Here is a 19,613-nt window from a genome sequence, read left to right on the forward strand (position 1 = left end):
AAGATTAATAAGGTAACGCCATGCTAAATGGCAGCGCCATTTGCTCTGCACTTTTGGGTGGGTTACCAATCATTTCGTCGTAAGGGGAGTCATGTTTCATAACGGCTTGCTGCACGCTGCAGTGGGAAAACACTTCTCGTATCTGGCCGGTACTGAAAAAACGCATAGGTCGGTCCTGCTTGTCGTATACCATGCCGCTTTTGTCTCCCACGGTTAGGTACACTAAATAAACGTTCATTTCATACGACTGAACTTCAAGATAATCGATGCTTAAAGACTTACCTTCAATCTGGGTAAAAAGAAACTTGTGCATAAATGCCCCTCAGCGCACGTAAATTAACCGGTAATTTTTTGATAATTTATACGCTAACTTTTACGTTACTGGGGACAAACAGGTTCATTACGATGATATTGATACTTGGGTATCGGTATTCTCTGAAGATACGCTTTCAGCCATATTGCTGAGTGTTACGCTAGAGCGCACAGCTCTAACGAGCATGATCATACTGACCAAACACGCGCCACCGAATATGGCCGCAGGAATAATAAGCCCACTTCCTAGCCACATCAGTGGAAATATCAGTAGTCGAGGCCCCTCTAGCGCTAATGCTAACTTTGAGCCGGCTAAGATAAACCCATTTTGGATGCTCATTGCGACTATTGTCGCCACCAATATTAATTGGTGGGCTCCACTTAATGCTTGAATAAATAGTAATAAATAAACGGTGATACACAGCAAAATAACGTGTTGTGCCACACTGTAATAAGTAACCGGGGCAGCCAATTTAGGGTGAAATTTTTTAAAGGAGGCTAGTGGCGCTTTTTCGAAAGGAAAGCGTTCGGCCACATCGGAAGGTCGCCACCCTGTGCGGCCAAACCATACACGAAATTTATCTTGCCAACGTGAGGTGTAAAAACTGTCTTTGGCTAATTGACTATATAGCTGTGCATTTGCCCAAAAAGGATTAAAACTTTTCAATGCACCGCGAATGCCGAATATCGGTTTGTCACTTTCTAGCTCTGGAATAAAGGTATTAAATAAACGATCCCAGATGATGAAAACGCCACCATAGTTTTTATCGATATAAACGCGGTTTTGGGCGTGATGAACACGATGATTCGAAGGCGTAACAAACCATTTTTCCATCCAACCTAATTTATCAATATGCTGTGTATGAACCCAAAATTGATATACTAAGTTAAGCGCACCAACCGTAATTATCATCTCTGGGGGAAAACCTATAAGCGCTAAAGGCAAATAGAAAACCCAGCTGAAAATAGCACCGCTCGTTTGCCGCAATGCGGTAGTAAGATTATAGTCTTCACTGGAGTGATGCACCACATGGGCGGCCCATAAAATGCTCATTTCATGGCCCATACGGTGATTCCAATAATAGAAAAAATCGTACAATATGAATGCGGCTATCCATACCCAAGGTGAATAACTCAGCTCGGTAAACGCAAAAGCGTTAAACACCAATACGTAAAAAGTAAGCGGTATAAGTTGATGCCCAATTGCCATTATTCGCGATAATACGCCCATGCTTAAACTGGTAATCGCATCGTTGGCACGATAGTGACCTGTTTTTTTCCGTTTATCGACAAGTATCTCAATGGCGATAAGAAGAATGAATAAAGGAATAGCAAAAAGGATAACAGTCATAATATCTACGCTTTTTAAATTCACTCAAATTGTTAATAAAATGTATAAAATAAGCAAGTTATTTTACATTTCACAGCAAAATTAAAGAATATATTGAACAATGACACCAAAGTTTTCCTTTTCTAGCGTTTCATAGCACGTGATGCTCTCGCTAAGAAATTGCTACAAATTGCGATCGAATTGCGAACCAATTACGTTAAAAAGTGTTCTAAATAAGGAAATTACCTTCATCAGAGAACAATTCTCTTGCGTGATATCCAAATATTGGGTGTTATCTCTGATAGTATTATTATTAGATCAGTTATTGCAGCGGAGATATTATGAGCGAATCGTCAGAAAAGCGTACGTTAGGTCCCCATTTTCTTATTATCGGGGTAATAATTGTAGTCATCTTGGCTCTCGTGTTTTGGCCTTCGAAAGAAGATGAGCCCGTCGCCCCCGAACCTGAGGTTGTTCAACCAGACGTAGAAGCGCCTGTTGAAGAAGTACCCGACGTTTTTGAAACTAAGCCAGCTCCGCCACCATTAGAACTTGAAGAGCCTGATGAAGTCCCGCCAATGCCGGAGCCGGTCGAGCCAGACCCTGAGCCGTTAGATGTGAGCGACCCAGCCATAAAATCATCGCTAGTGGATATTTCTACCGCCACTGACGACAGCGTTAACCGCATGATTGTGAATGAAGGTTTATTGCAGCGTTTTGTGGTCTCGGTCACCAACTTAGCGAATGATGAAATGGCGCCCAATCATCAGTTGCTAGCGCCGCCTGAACAAACCTTCCGTGTTTATTCTCAGGCTGGTAAGCAATGGATTGATGCCGCTAGTTATAAGCGCTATACGCCTTATGTAAACATGCTTGAGTCTTTTGAAAGCGAAGCTTTGCTTGGTATGTACGATATTTACAAAGGCGATATTCAAGATAAATACGCTGAAATTGGCGAGTCGAATAAAAACTTCAATGAAGTTGTACTCGATGCTATCGATCAATTACTCGATACACCTGAAGTGCCAGTACCAGTTGAAGTTTACACCGATTCAGTTACCTATAAATACACTGACCCTCGCTTAGAAAATCTGAACGAGCCGCAAAAGCAGTTGCTTCGTACAGGCCCAGATAATATGCGCCGTATAAAAGCGAAGTTGCGTGAAATTAAAGTATTGCTTGAAGAAAATGGATCTAACTAGATTTCAACAGCAATTGAAGGGCACGTCTGACAAGGCGCGCCCCCTTCCCCCAGTGGAAAAGTGGAACCCTCCTTTTTGCGGCGATATCAATTTAACTATCGCGCTAGATGGCCGTTGGTTTTATGAAGGTAGCCCTATCGGCCGAGCAAGCTTAGTGAAGCTATTTGCTTCCGTGCTTAAAAAAGAAGAGGACAGTTACTTTTTGGTTACCCCTGTTGAGAAGGTGGGAATTACCGTAGAAGACGTGCCTTTTTTGGTTACCGAGTGGCGTTTTGATAACGATAACTTGGAGCTCACCACGCAAACGGGCGACATCGTTACACTGACCTCGGCGGAACAACTTAGCTTGCGAAAGCCCCCCGCCGACTTGCAAGATACTGACGCAACACCCATTCCCTATGTTTTAGTTAGACGCAACTTGTGGGCGCGTTTACATCAGAACGTTTATTACCAACTGCTTGAGCACGCTACCGAACAACAAACTGATGAAGAAATGCAATTCGTGGTTACCTCGAATACGATTCCTTTCGTTATTGGCGCTTTGCCCACCAAGTAGTAGTCAAAGGCTTCGGAGTTATGCTTCAGAGTCAGGATTTAGAGTCAGGCTTCGCTGAATATCTTTGGTTAAAAGTCTCTGGTCAAATGCCGAGGCAGAATCCCATGCTGGCGAAGGGATGCCGCTCAGTTGTACTGAGCATTTATAAAAGCTCGGTAAGTAAAATGGCTTCCGATAAAATAGCATTGGTAAAATAGCGCAAAGTTTTGCGTTAGCCTTACTGGTGTTCTACATTGGTTCTTCGTCTATTCACACATCATAAGAAGAACCACCATGAAAAAGACACTGACTTCATTAGCTATTTCCTTAGGATTAGCAACGCTAGGCACAGTAGCCCTTTCAGCGCCTGCACTTTGTGCCACCTTAGTGCATGCGGGTAAAGCATTCACCGGTACGTCAGATAAACTCAAAAGCGAAGTGACCATTGTTATCGACGGCAATAAAATTACATCGGTAGAGTCTGGCTATAAAGCGCCTTCAGAATCAGACACGGTTATCGATTTAAAGCACGCCACAGTAATGCCTGGTTTAATGGATATGCATGTTCATCTATCTTCACAGCATGGCGGCCCTCAAACCTATTTAGAGCGCTTTTCATTGAATGAAGCTGACTATGCGCTTAAAGCTGCTAACTATGCTGAAATTACGCTAGATGCCGGATTTACGACGGTGCGAAATTTAGGGGACGGCTATCATGAAACCGTATCTCTTCGAAATGCGATAAGTAAAGGTTATGCCACTGGCCCGCGTATATTCACGGTAGGAAAATCAATAGCTACCACTGGCGGGCATGCCGACCCTAGCAACGGATTATCTCACTTACTGCGTCCAGACGTTGGCCCTGAACAAGGCGTGGTTAACGGCGAAGTAGAAGCTCGGGAAGCCGTTCGGTCTCGTTATCAAGACGGTGCAGATTTAATTAAAATCACTGCCACCGGCGGGGTATTAAGCGTAGCGAAAAGCGGCCAGAACCCTCAGTTTATGACCGATGAACTAGAAGCTATTGTTCAAACCGCAAAAGATTACGGTATGACGGTAGCGGTTCATGCTCACGGCAAAGAAGGCATGAAACGCGCCATTATCGCGGGTGTAGATTCTATTGAACACGGCACCTATATGGATGACGAAGTGCGTGATCTAATGAAACAAAAAGGGACTTACTATGTGCCAACGATTTTGGCAGGTAAATTTGTTGCCGACAAAGCCAAGATAGACGGCTACTTTCCTGAGCTAGTGCGCCCTAAAGCGGCGGCAATTGGCCCGCTTATTCAAAATACCTTTGAAAAAGCCCATAAAGCAGGCGTAAAAATTGCTTTTGGTACAGACAGCGGGGTTTCTGCACATGGCGACAACGCGCAAGAATTCGCCTTAATGGTTGAGGCTGGCATGTCTGAAGCAGACGCAATTTTAAGCGCCACCGCTAACAGCGCAGCATTACTGGGTGTTAGCGATACCTTAGGCACCCTAGAGGCGGGAAAACTGGCTGACTTAGTGGCCGTAGTAGGTAACCCGTTAGAAAACATATCGCTATTAGAAAGTGTGTCGTTTGTGATGAAAGACGGCAAGATTTACAAACAATAATGGAAAGGCCTTGAGTATCAGGGCCACATTAATTTCAGGGTAGTACAAAACAAAAGATGGCACTGAGTAAAAAGGTAAAGAAAAAGACGAAGCAACTCGTAGACTCCAAACACATGCTCACCGGCATTACGTTAGCGTCTTTTTTAGAGTCGACCATTGTGCCAGTGCCACTTGAAGCGGTTATGGTGCCATTGATGCAAGCGCGCCGCGATAAGCTATGGTTAATAGCCTTTATGGCAACCTTAGGCTGTGTGGTAGGCGCATTATTCGGCTATGCGATGGGATACTATTTATTCGACTTAGTGGGCCAGTGGGCAATAGATACCTTTTTCAGCCAACAACAATTCGACAACGTTAAACAACAAATGCAAAACCAAGGGTTTTGGTTTGTTATGACATTAGGTATTGCTCCCATTCCCTTTCAAGTGGCAATGCTGGCAGCAGGAGCCACCAAATTCTCCCTCGGCCTTTTTCTGTTAGCTACTGTAATTGCGCGAGCCATCCGGTATTTTGGCTTGGCTGCCGTGGTGTATTTTGCCGGAAACAAAGCCGAACAGATTATTAAGAAATATAAATTTGCCGCCATCGCAGTACTCACCGTATTGGTCATTGGCACATGGTTTACGGTTAATATGTTGAAAGGCTAGTTGTTTTTCTGGCGCGACTTAACGCGTATTTGAATCGCTAATCTGCTTTGTACATTACACAGATAAATTTTTTCAATTTTACATTTGATAATAATTCTCATTTGCACTAATGTAGTTTTTAGGAGGTGCAAATTATGAATTTACAACGGTTATGCCCGGTCTACAGGAAATGGTTGCAGCTAAACCCTTCACATGCCCGCGAGCACAGAATAGCTATGCAGGTACAAACGCAACAAGCTCATCAAGCAGGCAAGTATAACGAGGCGAGGAGCCTTGGTTATCAAACCTTCGAAGCCGCTAAAGTTGTCCTTACCGCATTGCAGCCGGTAAACGATACAATAGATAAATCTATTCACGAAGATGTCTTGGCCTTTGGCACTATGGCCATGTATCTATCCTCGTTGTTACACAAAGAAGATAAAAAGCTCGAAGCGCATCAAATTTTGCAAGAGTGCCACCAGCAACTTATCGCCATACTTCCTTTGCATGCCAGTAAGCCCTCGGTATGTAAGCTTATTTACGCTATACAGGTTGCGCTTGAACAAGGTAGTGGCGCTATGCCAGCCGAACATCAGCAGGCGCTCATGTTGCATTAGCGATATAAGCTATCAACGGTAAAACAAACTCCATGAATGCGAGGGACATCAGCATGACAGTAGAAAACTTTCACGACAATAATGATTTTATTTCACTTAACGTTAAAGCATCGGTGCTTCGAAAAATGTTAAGCGGCCAAAACTTGCATGTGTCTGATATTCATTGCAACTGCTCTCGCAGCAAACAGCAATTGCAGCAACTACTGTTACAAGCCGTAAGTGGTAACGACGAATAGGTACTTGCAGCTAGATGCATGTAGTATTCATGTAGATGACAGCAAGCATGGCGCGCTGTTGTCCCCATACTGATTTACTTCTTACGGTTGATTTTTCACGGTTGGATTCTCTACGCTTAGTCTCTTCACGCTTTTATTAATGGTTCGATTCTTGAAAGTCTCACAAGACAATTTTCAATTATACGAACGAGGAGCGCACCGTGCGCGATACATCAAACTGGCTTTCAGCCGTTGCTAGCGCAGGTTACAGCGCAAAGACCATCATGTACTCCATGCTGGGGCTCTTTATTCTTTCCTCGGTAATTACTGCCGCTGACCGTGAAAAAGCGACACAAGAACAAGTATTTGTCACGCTCAAGTCACAGCCATTTGGGCAAGTGCTTCTAGGCATTTTAATTGCGGGATTGGTCAGCTACGCACTGTGGCGGTGGCTTCAGAGTATTTTGAACACTGAATCGTTAGATATGACAAAAGCCAAAGACATCATTATGCGGGTATTTTTGTTCGTATCTGGCTTATTTTATTTTGGTGCCGCTTTCTTAGGTGCAAAAGTACTTATTGGTGGTCACACGGGTGGCAGTTCTAGTGGTGGCGATTCAAAAGGCGAGCAGGTAAGCCAGCAGCTTATGCAATATCAGTGGGGTATCTACTTGGTCGCGGCTATTGGCGTTGGCATTTTAGTATTTGCTTTTATGCAGTTTAAGCACGCTTACAAAGCCGATTTTTTGAAGAAATTTGAACAAGATAAGCTCACCGGCCATAAGAGAAAAACTACCACTGTTGTGGGCAGAATAGGTTATTTCGCCAGAGGAATAGTGTATTTATTAGTAGGTAGCTTTTTTGTGGTATCAGCGATACAAAGCGACCCGTCTGAAGCGGGTGGATTACAACAAGCGCTACAAACCCTGACTCAGCAAACATTCGGACTCTACATGCTAGCTGCCGTGGGAGTTGGGTTTATTATGTTCGGTATCTATTGTGGGTTTGAAGCTAGGTATCGACGAACCTAGCCGAGGCCTGTAAGCCTACAACCCCTTTTTGATCACATACTGATAAGGTATGACATCGGTTTGTGATGCCACCAAGGTGTGCTCCATAAATCGACAAAAGCTCGGCACATCACGTGCCGTTGAAGGGTCATCTGCCGTTACCGACAAAGTTTGACCGTCTTCCAGCTTACGTATTTGTAAACGCACCATCATTACAGGTTCTGGACAACGAAGCCCCAACGCGTCTAAATGCGTTGTGGCTTCATCAAAGGCTTGTTGAAATTCAGACGCCATACTTAAATACCGTAGGTTTCACGGTAAGTATTTATCGCCTTAATTTCATCCGCCATGTTGTCTTGCTCGGTTAAGTAAGTCACAACGTCGGCTAACGTGACAATAGCAATCACGGTAGTACCAAAATCGCGCTCTACTTCTTGAATAGCAGACAGTTTGCCTTTACCGCGCTCTTGCCTATCTAGGGCAATAAGCACACCTGATAAGCTCGCTTTGTGCTGCTCTATCAATGTCATAGATTCACGAATAGCCGTACCAGCAGTAATCACGTCATCAACTAACATAATGCGACCTTCCAGCGGGCTACCTACTAAGTTGCCGCCTTCACCGTGGGTTTTCGCCTCTTTGCGATTAAAGCAGTAAGGCACATCACGATGGTGGCTGTCGGCTAAGGCTACCGCAGTCGTTGTAGCAATAGGAATGCCTTTGTAGGCAGGGCCGAAAAGTACGTCGAATTCAACCCCAGCATCCACTAATGCATCGGCATAAAAGCGCCCCAACTTTGCTAAGTCGCCGCCAGAGTTAAATAACCCCGCGTTAAAAAAGTATGGGCTTACACGGCCAGACTTTAAGGTGAACTCACCAAATTTAAGTACACCACGTTCAATGGCAAATTCAATAAAACTGCGCTGAAACGCTTTCATGATAACTCCTTACGCCAGTGCTGCTTTTTGAATGTCGAACAATTCACGCAAGCCGTGCTTAGCAATAGTTAGCATTTCATCAAGCTCTTCAAACGCAAACGGTTCGCCTTCTGCAGTACCTTGTACTTCAATAAGCTTACCTGTTTCTGTCATGACGATATTCATGTCAGTTTCAGCAACTGAATCTTCGGTATACTCAAGGTCAGCGATAGGCGTACCTTTGTAAATACCTACCGACAATGCCGCAATCATGTGCTTCAGTGGATTCGCTTTCAAAATACCTTTACTGCGCATATACGTTAACGCATCAACCAAGGCCACACATGCACCTGTAATAGAGGCAGTACGTGTTCCGCCGTCAGCTTGAATAACATCACAATCAAGCGTAATGGTGTTCTCGCCCAATAGTTTTAAATCTACTGCGGCACGAAGCGAGCGAGCAATAAGACGTTGAATTTCTAGCGTACGGCCACCTTGCTTACCACGTGCAGCTTCACGACCACTACGAGTATGAGTAGCGCGAGGTAGCATGCTGTATTCCGCCGTGATCCAGCCTTTACCTTGGCCCTTCATGAAACGAGGCACACCTTCTTCAACCGTAGCGTTACACAACACCTTAGTGTTGCCGAACTCCACCAGCACTGAGCCTTCAGCGTGACAAGTGTACTGACGAGTAATAGTAACTGGGCGAATTTGATTGGCGGTTCTGCCGCTTGGACGCATAGAGTTCTCCACGAGATGAATGCTTATAAAAGAAATAGTTTCAGCAAGTAGCGCACTTAATATTGGGTAAGTGTGCAGACAAGCCTGAGTTTGGGGCGTAAGTATAACGCACTAATACCAGCTGTTAAAAACGAACTTTCGCCCTTTTAACATATCGAACTCTTATCAATGTAGGCTACTATAGTGAATACAAGAAAACCTGCCTTAAGATTATGATGACACAATGCGCGAAAGCGGGTTGTTTTTGCAGGCTTTCATTTGCAAAAAATGCAATAAAAGGACCATTTATGATTTACAGCATGACCGCATTTGCGCGGGTAGAAACTAAAAAAGACTGGGGATCGGCCGTATGGGAAATACGCTCAGTTAACCAACGTTTCCTAGAAACCTACTTCCGCTTACCCGAGCAATTCCGCTCTTTAGAGCCGGTGCTTCGTGAACGTTTCAGAAAGAAACTAGCGCGCGGTAAAGTAGAGTGCGCTTTACGTTTCACCGCCAACGATGCTGCTGTAACCAAACTTAGCCTTAACGAAGCACTAGCTAAACAAGTGCTTCACGCCGCCGACTGGGTGCAAGCCCACGGGCAATCAACCGGAGTTAACCCGCTAGACGTACTGCGCTGGCCTGGCGTTATTGCTGCCGAAGAAGCCGACATGGACACCATTCATGGCGACGTAATGGCCGCGTTCGACCAAGCACTTACCGACTTTATAAGCGCCCGTGCCACCGAAGGCGAAGCATTAAAAGGCATGATCACTCAGCGCTTAGACGCCATTGAAGTAGAAGCCGAGAAAGTGACCGCCCGTATGCCTGAAATTATGGTGTGGCAGCGAGAAAAAGTACAAGCACGCTTCGAAGAAGCCAAAATTGAGCTAGATGCCGGCCGCTTCGAACAAGAAATGATTATGCTAGCGCAAAAGGTCGATGTTGCCGAAGAGCTAGACCGCTTAAACGCTCACGTAGTAGAAACACGCAACATTCTTAAAAAGGGCGGGGCAGTCGGCCGTCGTTTAGATTTTATGATGCAGGAATTTAACCGTGAGTCGAACACACTAGGGTCAAAATCAATTAATACCGACATTACCCAATCAGCCGTTGAACTTAAGGTATTGATTGAGCAAATGCGCGAGCAGATCCAGAATATTGAGTAGAGCTTCTAGATAGATTAAGTTTTGTTAAAGCCGCTATTACAGCGGCTTTTTACTTTCAATGTTCTTCAAGTTTTACTCGCTAATTGCATTAACAGCACTAGGCTGCAAATTTTTTGATATTAGTCTAACGATAAAGAAGATAACACCTACCACCCATGAAAGCGCAACGCCGGTCAATATTGTAGTTAAATAAATGTACAGAAGCTCTGAATCTCCTTTATGTACAATTGCACTAGCAATATTTAAAGATGCTGCTCCTGCTAAAGCGTCTATAAAAGGTATTAATTGAAGTGCCATTTTAATCTTCACAGCTAAAATCAGAGATTTTCTTCTATCTTCTAGATTTCTTTTTATTAAGGACTTATCAATAGCGTAGTAAATAAAGATAAATGTTAATATTCCTAAAAACATCCCTACTGCTAACTCAGTTGTAATATCTTCATTTATTAAACCTCCTATAATTCCAGCTATGCCTGATAATGATACGAGGAAACTCCATTTTATAAATAATTTCATATAGTTAATTTAACGTTTTTTGTTTTTGTGGCTAAAGAGTGTCCAACAATATTTATTTAATTTCAACTTCATTTTTCACTAAGTAAAGTTAGGCTAACTCACATATATAATATATTTATGTCGAGGAAGTTCTTCTATAGTTACTAATAAAGAATGCTTATTTGAGCTATATAACCGTTGCTTTATATTTGGATAATAAGTGAGTAAATTAGTCGTATTCAATAACAATAAATTCAACGAGGGCGGTGAATGTTTTCAATACATGTAGAGCGCATTATCGACAAGCCGATAGACTTTGTTTTTGCCAAGCTAAGTGACCATGCAAACTATGCGCAATTCAAGGGCGTGGAAGCATCTAACCTTGCTGTTGAAGGTAAGTTGGCAAAAAATGGCCTTGGTGCTGTGCGAGAGATTATTGCGGGTGGGGCCAACCTGCATGAAGAAATAGTCGCCTACGATCCTCCCTATAAACTCGGCTATAAGGTAGTGAAATCGAAGCCTCTTCCATATGACCACAAGCTAGGTGAAATCACTTTAAAAGAAATAGATGGCAAAACCCATGTTACCTGGCGCTCGATAGGTCATATCACGACATTTATTCTTGGTAGCTTGTATTTCGATAAGCAAATCCAAAAGAACGGTGGCAAAGCCTTCGGCAGCATTCTAAAGCAGATTGGGAATATGTAACGATATGGACTGCTTCAATACTATCCCAACCTAAAAAGTACCGTGCTATCCCAAATATTGCTTCAAGAATTGCTCATGGCTAGGTAAAGCCAATACTTGATTATCTACCTGCTGCTTCAAGCCTGCTAGAAAACGCTCAAGTTCGGTTTCAGACATTTCATCGGCTACCCGATGATACTGCTGTGGCAACAAGCCTTGCCCCATCATAACTTGTGTCCATGAATCGACACGGAAGATATCCCCATCATCTAGAAACACTCTTCCGGTTTGTTTAAATAGGTTTATTTTGTGGGTGAGAGAAGGGGGGATTTCCATGCTTTTGCAGTGATCCCAGAACGGACTGTCTTCTCGGTTAGTCACCTTATAGTGCATCACAATAAAATCGAGAATGGCTGCCATTTCACTGTCGTACTTATTGTTGTATTCATCTACCGTCGATTGGGTTATTCCATCAAATGGAAACAAGCGCATTAGGCGAACAATACCCGTCATGATCAAGTGAATGCTGGTTGACTCCAATGGTTCGATAAAACCGCTGGCTAACCCTAATGCTACACAGTTTTTATTCCACCCCAATCGACGCTTACCTGGCGTGAACCTTATGATTCTTGGTTCGTTTAGGGTATCGCCTTCTATAGCATCTAATAAGGTGTTTTTGGCTTCGTCATCGCTCATATAATTGCTGCAATAAACCAATCCATTACCCACCCGATTTTGAAGCGGAATTTTCCAGCGCCAACCTGCAGTATGTGCCACACTTTTTGTGTAGGGGATGGGTGCCCCCGTCGACGCGGTTTGCACTGCTAAAGCGCTGTCACAGGGAAGCCAATGGCTCCAGTTTTCGTACCCGGTGTGAAGCGCCTTTTCTATTAAAAGTCCCTTAAACCCCGTGCAATCGATAAATAAGTCGCCAGCAATTTCTTTATCACCCGATAACTTTATACTTGTTATATAACCCGTTTGTGAGCATTTACTTACATGCTGAATATCATCTTCAATATGGGTCACTCCCGCCTCTACTGCCACCCCTTTTAAAAAGCGACCGTAGGCCACGGCGTCAAAGTGATAGGCGAAGTTCATTGGCATACGTTCGCTATAGGCAAATTTACCTGCTTGCGCGGCTTTTAATTCGGTGCAGTAATCACCGAAGTCACCACCAAAACCGAGGGCTTTTGCCCGCAGCCAAAAATGGTGAAATTCACCCGCCCAGCACTCTCGACCTGTTACGCCAAATGAATGGATGTAACTGTGATTTTGCTCTCGCCAGTTTTCAAACTCAATGCCTAATTTATAGGTAGCGTTAGTGGCACGCATAAAGGCTTTTTCGTCTATGCCGAGTAGTTTGTGGAAAGTACGAATAGGGGGAATTGTCGCCTCGCCAACTCCCACAATGCCGATATCTTTTGACTCTACCAGCGTAATGGAAAGTGATTTACCAAGTAATTTTGAAAGCGCTGTCGCCGCCATCCAGCCAGCGGTGCCACCACCTGCAATCACGACACGCTTTACTGGGCTAGTTTTCGCTCCCGAAGTGTTTGAATTATCGGAATCCGATGACATCATGGCGAGGTCCTTCTTTCTTGTCGTTATTATTTGTTGTGGTTTCTTTCTCTACACAATGAGAAATGGCGGTGAGTAAATCGCGGTTAGTTGGCAATCCAGCAAGCAATTGGCGTTTGCCTTGTTGTAAGCTCTGTTTTACCGCGAAGGCTTTATTCACCATGTCGCTGTTTTTATCAAGCTGCCGGCCATTGGTGTGAAAACCCATTCCATACAAAATATACTGATAGCTTGCTGAGGGAAAGATCTCTTCGTTTTCAATAAGGTCGTAACGAGAGGGGGCTTGGTACTGCCATAAATCGAGTAAGGCGTTTAGCGAGTCTGGAATGCTGTTTTCGCTTCGCTGCGCTTTCCAATATGGCTCTGTTCTCTCGCTTAATACATAGTGTAGTTTTAAAAAGTCGATAACTCTTTCCCAGCGATAGGTAAAACGCTGATTGTAACGCCTGGCCACGTGGTTCATGTGTTTTCGGTTCTGCGGAAACTGATCGCACAGCATGCGAATACCCAATTCAACCATCGCAATTGCCGAGGCCTCTAACGGCTCGATAAAGCCTGATGACATACCCATACCAATACAGTTATTCACCCAAAATTGCTTTCGGTAGCCTGGGTCGAACTGTAAATGTCTATAGTTGAGTTTCTCTATCTCAGTTTTAGGCAACTGCTTCGCTAAGTGTTCGCGCAGTATAGATTCTGCATCTTCCTCACTCGCATACTCACTGGCATAAACTAGCCCCACACCACGGCGGTGTTGCAAGCCAATATCCCACGTCCATCCGCAGGTTTGGGCTGTGGCGATTGTCGTTGAGGCTATGCTGTCGGCTGAGCCCTCTATATCGCTGCTGCCATAAGGTACTTGTGCGGCCACAGCGCGGTTATTTAGCAGCACCGATGACACTGAGTGCCAAGGCACATGGTAATGTTTATCGATTAACAGCCCTTGTTGACCACTACAATCAATAAACAAGTCACCCTTAATTGTATCGCCGCTTTCAGTCACCAGCGCCTCAATATCGCCATTATCTTGTGTAACCACGTTCGCAATATGCGCTTGCGTGTGCTTTACACCTAAGCTGGTTTTACAATGGTTTGTAAGCAGGGTCGCTAATGCGGAGGCGTCAAAATGATAGCCGTAATTCAGTACGTAAGCATATTCAGGCGTGGAGTTTTGCTTTGGTGCTAGTCCAGCATGACAAATATCGGGTTGTAAGCAAAAGCTTTGCTCAAACGATTCGTTACTGAAAAACTGTTGCCAGCAACGGTGAATATCAAGTTCAGTATAGCCTGTGGGTGTAGTGAAAGGGTGTTGATAATTATCATTTTGTTGACCGTTTCGCCAGCCAGCAAAGGTAGAACCTTGTTTGAAGGATGCGTTACAGCAAGTAAGAAATTCTGCTTCCTTGATACCTATTTCTTGAAGTGTATCGCGTAATGAAGGCCAAGAACCTTCCCCCACGCCAATACTTGGCACATTAGGCGACTCCACCAGCGTTATATTAATTGCGCTTTCGTCACTGTTGCCGATGCGATTACCCAGCCTAGCGGCTAATACTCCAGCGCACAGCCAACCAGCGGTTCCACCGCCCACAATGACTACATGCTTAATAGGTTGGTTCGACACTGTTTATCCCTTTTTCATTAAGTGTAGAGGGCTTGTTTCTTTATTGCTAAGCGTTGTGTTTACTTTACTGTTTTATTCAGTCTCCACTATGACAAAAAAGCCCATTGAGGTGCAACGCATTCCACCCCAATAGGCCATATATCATCTAAGCGTACGCTTTATTTAAAAGGTGTAACGCGCACCCAATGCATAACGCGCTCCTAATTCATCTAGTTGCCACAGCATAGCGCTGGTTCTTCCGTGTCGACGAATATTTTCATCGGTAATGTTTATTCCTTCAAACGATACAGTCAATGCTTCAGACACTTCATACGACATACTAAAATCAATTTGCGAGTATGCTTCTGTATAGCCTGGCTCATTCACATATTGAGACGTGGTATCTAAGAACTTATCACGCCAGTTATAGGCAATACGTGCTTGAAGTGCATCCATTTCATACATGAATATCAAGTTGGCGGTATCACTCAAGCCGACTAACGCAAACTGGGTAATACTTGGGTTTGCATTATTATCAAACCCGATGTCACCCGTAACCGTTGTATAGTTCGCTTGAATACCAAAACCGGTATCGCCGAAGAAGTGTTGTGCAGCCAGCTCAAATCCGTAAATATTGGCATTTTTGTTATTCACAGGCTTCGAATTGATGAAAGTCATCAATGGATCGTCACCATTTGGAATAATGTCGTATTCTGCTTCGAACTGTTCATCGGTCATAGAGTCGTAATCGACACCATTTTCCATTGCAGCAACCATGTTAAATAACGAGGTATCGCTGATAGGAATACCGCGCGCTTCAAGCTCGTCCATAGCAGCTTGTGCACGAGGACCTGCGGTAGCATCAGTTAGGCCAAAAATATTCTCTTCAACCTGCTCGTTACCAATAAAGTTTTTAACGCGTTTATCGTAAAAACCTACCGATACGTAACTGGTTTCATCAAAGTAGTATTCCAGTGACAAATCTACGTTGTCAGATTCAAGAGGTATAAGGGCCGGGTTACCAGAACTTGCCGTTGCCGTTGGGCCATCACTAAGAAGGGTGGGGCTACTTGGCGTACCAACGGTAGAAGCCGCACTTAAGTTGTTATAAGTCGGTCTGGCGATGGTTTTGCTATATGAGAAACGTGCGATCACATTTTCCATTACTTCGATATCGAAATCTAACGCAGGAAGGAAGTGATCATAACTTGAATCAACTTCCACATCTTCCATGTCGCTACCGAAACGAACGTTAAAGTCGTTGTTACCTTCCCATGCAATCCCGCTAGGCAAACTGATATTCGCAATAGAAGTAACATCCGTATTTTCGTAACGAATACCGGTCAATAGGTTGTATTCCATACCATTGAGCTCACCGGATAAATCGAACTCGAAATAAACCGACGTAATATCTTCTTCAATGGTACGGTTAGTTGCAAATGGGTTATTGGCAAGTAAATCGAAACCATACTTTTCGGCTGCGAATGCACCAATTTCAGCCACACTCCCGGTGAAACCTTGTGAAAACATACCTGTGGTGTTGAAATCGCTAAACTCACTGGCTAAATCGAGCGGGGTTAATGAACCTGCTGGTAATTCACCTGGGTTTTCAATACCCCAGTTACCCATGGTATGACGAGTAAGTGATTGAAGCGAAGTACTTTCCATAGCACGAGATTCAATACCGAAGTTAATGCTTCCGGTATCCATCGCATAGGTGCCGTCGATACGAGCTTGGGTGATTTCAGTTTCTTGTGAAGCAAAGTTCATATCAAGAATTGATGTACCCACATCGTCTTGATCCAGTACGCCATTTCCGTTTAAATTTGTACGAGAAACATCGTCAAAATCTAGCATCATGATAGGGAAGTCACCGGAGAAATCGACACCTTGACCGCGGGCAACATTCGCACCAAGACCAAGGTTTGTCCATGTACCATAAGGCGAGTCTGGTCGACCTTCTGCTGTAGAGTTATGCAAGTCGAAATGAAGCGTTAAATCATCAGTAGCAAAATATTTGACGTTAAAACCTACCGATTTATTTTCGTTAACCTGATTAAGCTCTTGTAACGCCAGGCCTAAATCTCGAGGCAATAAATCTCTACGCTCTTGCGTGATAAGTACGGGGGTTTTAACCGTATTGTCATCGAAAGTTAAGTTCGTAAAGTAACGGTCGTCCATCCAAATTGACTGTTCCGCACGAGCTTCATATAAGTCTTGCTTTGAATACGTATAGTCTAAGGTAGCCACTAGGTCATCACTAGGCGCATACTGAAAAGTAAGCTGGGCGTTGGTACGCTCACGCTCTCTATCTGCCATGTAATAACGTAAATCTGAAGGGATACCAAATAACTGCCCCATAGCTGGGGCATTATTTAAAACGATAGGGTCGCCACTATCGGGATTTGCTGGATCGGGAGATTGTGGCACTGTGCCATCAAATGGGTTTACTCGCCATTGATTGACGAAAGCGCCTTGTGCTGCACTATCACGTTGTTGATAAGAGCCAGTAAAGGTCACGCCGAATTTTCTATCGTCGTCTAAGTAATTAATAAAACCAGACAACTCTGGAGTGACATCGTCACCTACGCGGTTTGTGGTGTCATGCAATGCTTTCGCGCCAACACTGGCCATGATTCCAGTTTCAGAGGCATCAAATGGTCTTGCGGTACGAATATTTACCGAGGCACCAATACCACCGGTCGCTATACTTGCACGCCCAGTTTTATAAACCTCAACAGCGCGGACACTTTCAGAGGCTAAATCAGAAAAGTTAAATGCACGGGAATTACCAACGCTACCACCATTAGGTAATGCTGCGCCTGGCATCGTTCTGCCATTTAGCGTCACCATGTTAAAATCTGGCCCGAAACCACGTGCTGTAATTTGGCTACCTTCACCGTTATTTCGGCTTATCGATATACCGGTAATACGTTGAAGGGATTCTGCCAAGTTTGTATCAGGAAACTTGCCAATGTCTTCAGCGGAAATAGCATCAACAACACCCGCCGAATCACGCTTAATGCCCATCGATTCTTGAACACTGCTTCGAATTCCAGATACTTGAATGACTTCTATATTGTCATTTTCGCTAGCTTCCTGTGCTTGTACTGGGAACATCAGGCCTGTTCCCAATATTAAAGACAGACTAGTAGCGATTTTAGATTTGTATAGCTTGTTATGTGTCACTGTCTTTCTCTCTTATGTTGTGCTGAGTGATGAGCGCTTCCCAAGAAAGGGCTTTCTCAGGTTTATCAACGAAACACCCGCAAGAGAAAGCGCTTTCTCAAAACTAAGTCATCCTAGACTAAAGATCAACATTTTTTTCACACAAAGTTCACAACGAAAAGCCAGCTTCAAATCGAAAACCTAGTTACATTAATATTTATTATTTAAAATCATAACCTTGAGTTATCTCCTAGAATATTATTAATTGACTAATCTAGACCAAATGTAAACGGGCATTTTCTAACGTAAAGATAAAATATAACAACTTTACAAAGAAAGCGCTTTCTCAAAATGTTGAGTTCATGCTATAAACAAAATAGGTGAAGTCATCCATCGCGCTTATTTCTCACGCTTTCCAACCTTCACCTCGCTACATTATTGAGAATTGTAATAGGATCCTAAGAAATGATGAAAGACATAGAGCTACCCAAAACAAGCCCAATGCTAGAAAAACAATTTACGTTTGGAACAGCAACTTCTTCTTTTCAAATAGAGGGGGATGCTGAAAACCGAATGGAGAGTATTTGGGATGTTTTTTGTCGTACCCCTGGGGCAGTAGCTGATAATTCTGATGGCGTGGTAGCGTGTGAACATGTTCTTAGATGGCGTGATGATGTCGAAATGCTTAAACAGCTTGGCGTAGATGCGTATCGCTTTTCTATATCTTGGCCACGAGTAATGAATCAGGATGGAGAACTAAATGAAAAGGGTGTTTCTTTTTATATTCAATTACTTGATGTATTAATTGAAGCGAACATAAAGCCTTTTGTTACCCTTTATCATTGGGATTTACCACAGTATTTAGAAGATAAAGGCGGGTGGCTATATCGTCAGACCGCGTACGATTTTGCAAACTATGCAGACAAAATTACCGCTGCCCTTGGTGAGCGAGTTTATTCCTATGCCACCTTTAATGAACCATTTTGTTCTGCATACTTAGGCTACGAAATTGGTGTTCATGCCCCTGGACGAAAAGGGAGAAAGCGGGGTAGAGCGGCCGCACATCACATTTTACTTGCCCACGGATTAGGCATGCAAGTTTTAAGAAAGAATGCTCCTCATGCTTTGAACGGCATCGTTTTAAATTTTACACCATGCTACAGCGCATCAGATTCAGAGGCCGACAAACTTGCTACAGAAATGGCAGATCAATATATTAATCAATGGTATATGCAACCTGTAATGGAAGGTAGTTACCCCTATGTTATTGATGCATTAGCAGATAATGATAAACCTCCTATTGAATCAGGCGATATGGAAATTATCTGTCAGCCTTTAGATTTTCTTGGTATTAATTTCTACACCCGACTTCACTACTCTGCCCCCATTAAAGCTGAAAACCTATTCCACGAGCACGCCCATCAAGCACCCATGACAGATATCGGTTGGGAAATTTACCCTGAAGCCTTACGCGAACTACTCGTTTCTTTGAATAAGCGCTATAAACTACCTCCTGTGTACATTACTGAAAACGGGGCTGCCATGGCAGATGCCGTTGAAGATGGTATGGTAGATGATGAGGGTAGAATCGACTATTACACGGGTCACTTAAACGCGGTTAACGAGGCAATGGAATCTGGCGTCGAAGTGAGTGGTTACTTCGCGTGGAGCCTCATGGATAACTTCGAATGGGCTGAGGGCTATGAAAAACGATTCGGGCTTGTATATGTTGATTTTGATACGCAAGAACGTACTTTTAAGAATAGCGCGAAGGCTTACCAACGTTTATTAGCTAGCCGTAAATAACAAAAATAAAAG

General features: G+C 43.7%; 20 protein-coding genes. 11 read left to right on the plus strand and 9 right to left on the minus strand.

From position 1 onward, the window contains the following. Positions 1–4: 4 nt before the first annotated feature. Both AV939_RS19710 and AV939_RS19715 read right to left on the minus strand, forming a co-directional pair. Positions 5–313, minus strand: coding sequence for a DUF6482 family protein (locus AV939_RS19710; RefSeq protein WP_057795116.1), 309 nt, complete (start codon positions 311–313; stop codon positions 5–7). A gap of 87 nt (positions 314–400) precedes the next feature. After that, positions 401–1,663: a sterol desaturase family protein gene (locus AV939_RS19715; protein WP_061998250.1), complete on the minus strand. Its 1,263-nt coding sequence runs from the start codon at positions 1,661–1,663 to the stop codon at positions 401–403. Between the two features lie 320 nt (positions 1,664–1,983). Here AV939_RS19715 and AV939_RS19720 point away from each other — a divergent pair, with 320 nt between their 5' ends. The 8 genes from AV939_RS19720 to AV939_RS19750 all read left to right on the plus strand — a co-directional run bounded on the left by AV939_RS19720 (position 1,984) and on the right by AV939_RS19750 (position 7,470). Beyond that, positions 1,984–2,844, plus strand: a complete 861-nt coding sequence (locus tag AV939_RS19720) for a DUF3014 domain-containing protein (RefSeq protein WP_061998108.1) — start codon at positions 1,984–1,986, stop codon at positions 2,842–2,844. Beyond that, a complete protein-coding gene (locus tag AV939_RS19725) occupies positions 2,831–3,400 on the plus strand; it encodes a DUF1285 domain-containing protein (protein ID WP_061998109.1) in 570 nt (189 codons plus the stop codon). The genes AV939_RS19720 and AV939_RS19725 overlap by 14 nt, the downstream gene beginning before the upstream one ends. 20 nt (positions 3,401–3,420) lie before the next feature. Continuing rightward, a complete protein-coding gene (locus AV939_RS20230; protein ID WP_156454658.1) occupies positions 3,421–3,597 on the plus strand; it encodes a hypothetical protein in 177 nt (58 codons plus the stop codon). A gap of 76 nt (positions 3,598–3,673) precedes the next feature. Then, complete coding sequence (locus AV939_RS19730) at positions 3,674–4,981, plus strand: metal-dependent hydrolase family protein (RefSeq protein WP_057795110.1); 1,308 nt, start codon at positions 3,674–3,676, stop codon at positions 4,979–4,981. Between the two features lie 56 nt (positions 4,982–5,037). Then, positions 5,038–5,628, plus strand: coding sequence for a YqaA family protein (locus AV939_RS19735; protein ID WP_057795108.1), 591 nt, complete (start codon positions 5,038–5,040; stop codon positions 5,626–5,628). Between the two features lie 134 nt (positions 5,629–5,762). After that, the gene (locus AV939_RS19740; RefSeq protein ID WP_057795106.1) at positions 5,763–6,224 is read left to right on the plus strand and encodes a hypothetical protein; all 462 of its coding nucleotides are present in this window, start codon (positions 5,763–5,765) and stop codon (positions 6,222–6,224) included. 53 nt (positions 6,225–6,277) lie between these two features. Further along, entirely contained in the window at positions 6,278–6,460 is a 183-nt protein-coding gene (locus tag AV939_RS19745; protein ID WP_057795104.1) for a hypothetical protein, read from the plus strand. A gap of 200 nt (positions 6,461–6,660) precedes the next feature. Continuing rightward, complete coding sequence (locus tag AV939_RS19750; RefSeq protein WP_061998110.1) at positions 6,661–7,470, plus strand: DUF1206 domain-containing protein; 810 nt, start codon at positions 6,661–6,663, stop codon at positions 7,468–7,470. A 15-nt stretch (positions 7,471–7,485) separates the two neighbouring features. On the opposite strand, the gene tusA is transcribed toward AV939_RS19750, so the two are convergent. The 3 genes from tusA to rph are packed head-to-tail and all read right to left on the minus strand — an operon-like array spanning position 7,486 to position 9,110. Beyond that, positions 7,486–7,743, minus strand: a complete 258-nt coding sequence (gene tusA, locus AV939_RS19755; protein ID WP_061998111.1) for a sulfurtransferase TusA — start codon at positions 7,741–7,743, stop codon at positions 7,486–7,488. A gap of 2 nt (positions 7,744–7,745) precedes the next feature. Next, entirely contained in the window at positions 7,746–8,387 is a 642-nt protein-coding gene (pyrE, locus tag AV939_RS19760; protein WP_057795098.1) for an orotate phosphoribosyltransferase, read from the minus strand. A 9-nt stretch (positions 8,388–8,396) separates the two neighbouring features. Beyond that, a complete protein-coding gene (gene rph, locus AV939_RS19765) occupies positions 8,397–9,110 on the minus strand; it encodes a ribonuclease PH (RefSeq protein WP_013786776.1) in 714 nt (237 codons plus the stop codon). A gap of 287 nt (positions 9,111–9,397) precedes the next feature. On the opposite strand from rph, the gene AV939_RS19770 reads away from it, so the two are divergent. Then, entirely contained in the window at positions 9,398–10,261 is an 864-nt protein-coding gene (locus tag AV939_RS19770) for a YicC/YloC family endoribonuclease (RefSeq protein ID WP_057795096.1), read from the plus strand. 72 nt (positions 10,262–10,333) lie between these two features. On the opposite strand, the gene AV939_RS19775 is transcribed toward AV939_RS19770, so the two are convergent. After that, positions 10,334–10,777, minus strand: coding sequence for a hypothetical protein (locus tag AV939_RS19775; protein WP_062088786.1), 444 nt, complete (start codon positions 10,775–10,777; stop codon positions 10,334–10,336). A gap of 249 nt (positions 10,778–11,026) precedes the next feature. Between AV939_RS19775 and AV939_RS19780 the strand changes: the two genes are divergently transcribed. After that, on the plus strand, positions 11,027–11,464 hold the full coding sequence (locus AV939_RS19780; RefSeq protein WP_061998113.1) for an SRPBCC family protein: 438 nt from the start codon (positions 11,027–11,029) through the stop codon (positions 11,462–11,464). A 45-nt stretch (positions 11,465–11,509) separates the two neighbouring features. On the opposite strand, the gene AV939_RS19785 is transcribed toward AV939_RS19780, so the two are convergent. The 3 genes from AV939_RS19785 to AV939_RS19795 all read right to left on the minus strand — a co-directional run bounded on the left by AV939_RS19785 (position 11,510) and on the right by AV939_RS19795 (position 17,747). Continuing rightward, a complete protein-coding gene (locus AV939_RS19785; protein ID WP_061998114.1) occupies positions 11,510–13,027 on the minus strand; it encodes a tryptophan halogenase family protein in 1,518 nt (505 codons plus the stop codon). Continuing rightward, entirely contained in the window at positions 13,005–14,648 is a 1,644-nt protein-coding gene (locus AV939_RS19790) for a tryptophan halogenase family protein (RefSeq protein WP_061998115.1), read from the minus strand. The genes AV939_RS19785 and AV939_RS19790 overlap by 23 nt, the downstream gene beginning before the upstream one ends. Before the next feature lie 162 nt (positions 14,649–14,810). Then, the gene (locus tag AV939_RS19795; RefSeq protein ID WP_377895461.1) at positions 14,811–17,747 is read right to left on the minus strand and encodes a TonB-dependent receptor; all 2,937 of its coding nucleotides are present in this window, start codon (positions 17,745–17,747) and stop codon (positions 14,811–14,813) included. A 516-nt stretch (positions 17,748–18,263) separates the two neighbouring features. On the opposite strand from AV939_RS19795, the gene AV939_RS19800 reads away from it, so the two are divergent. Further along, the gene (locus tag AV939_RS19800; RefSeq protein WP_061998251.1) at positions 18,264–19,601 is read left to right on the plus strand and encodes a GH1 family beta-glucosidase; all 1,338 of its coding nucleotides are present in this window, start codon (positions 18,264–18,266) and stop codon (positions 19,599–19,601) included. The last annotated feature ends 12 nt before the right edge of the window (positions 19,602–19,613 follow it).

It is taken from the genome of Alteromonas sp. Mac1 (assembly GCF_001562125.1).
In the GTDB taxonomy this organism is placed as follows: domain Bacteria; phylum Pseudomonadota; class Gammaproteobacteria; order Enterobacterales; family Alteromonadaceae; genus Alteromonas; species Alteromonas stellipolaris.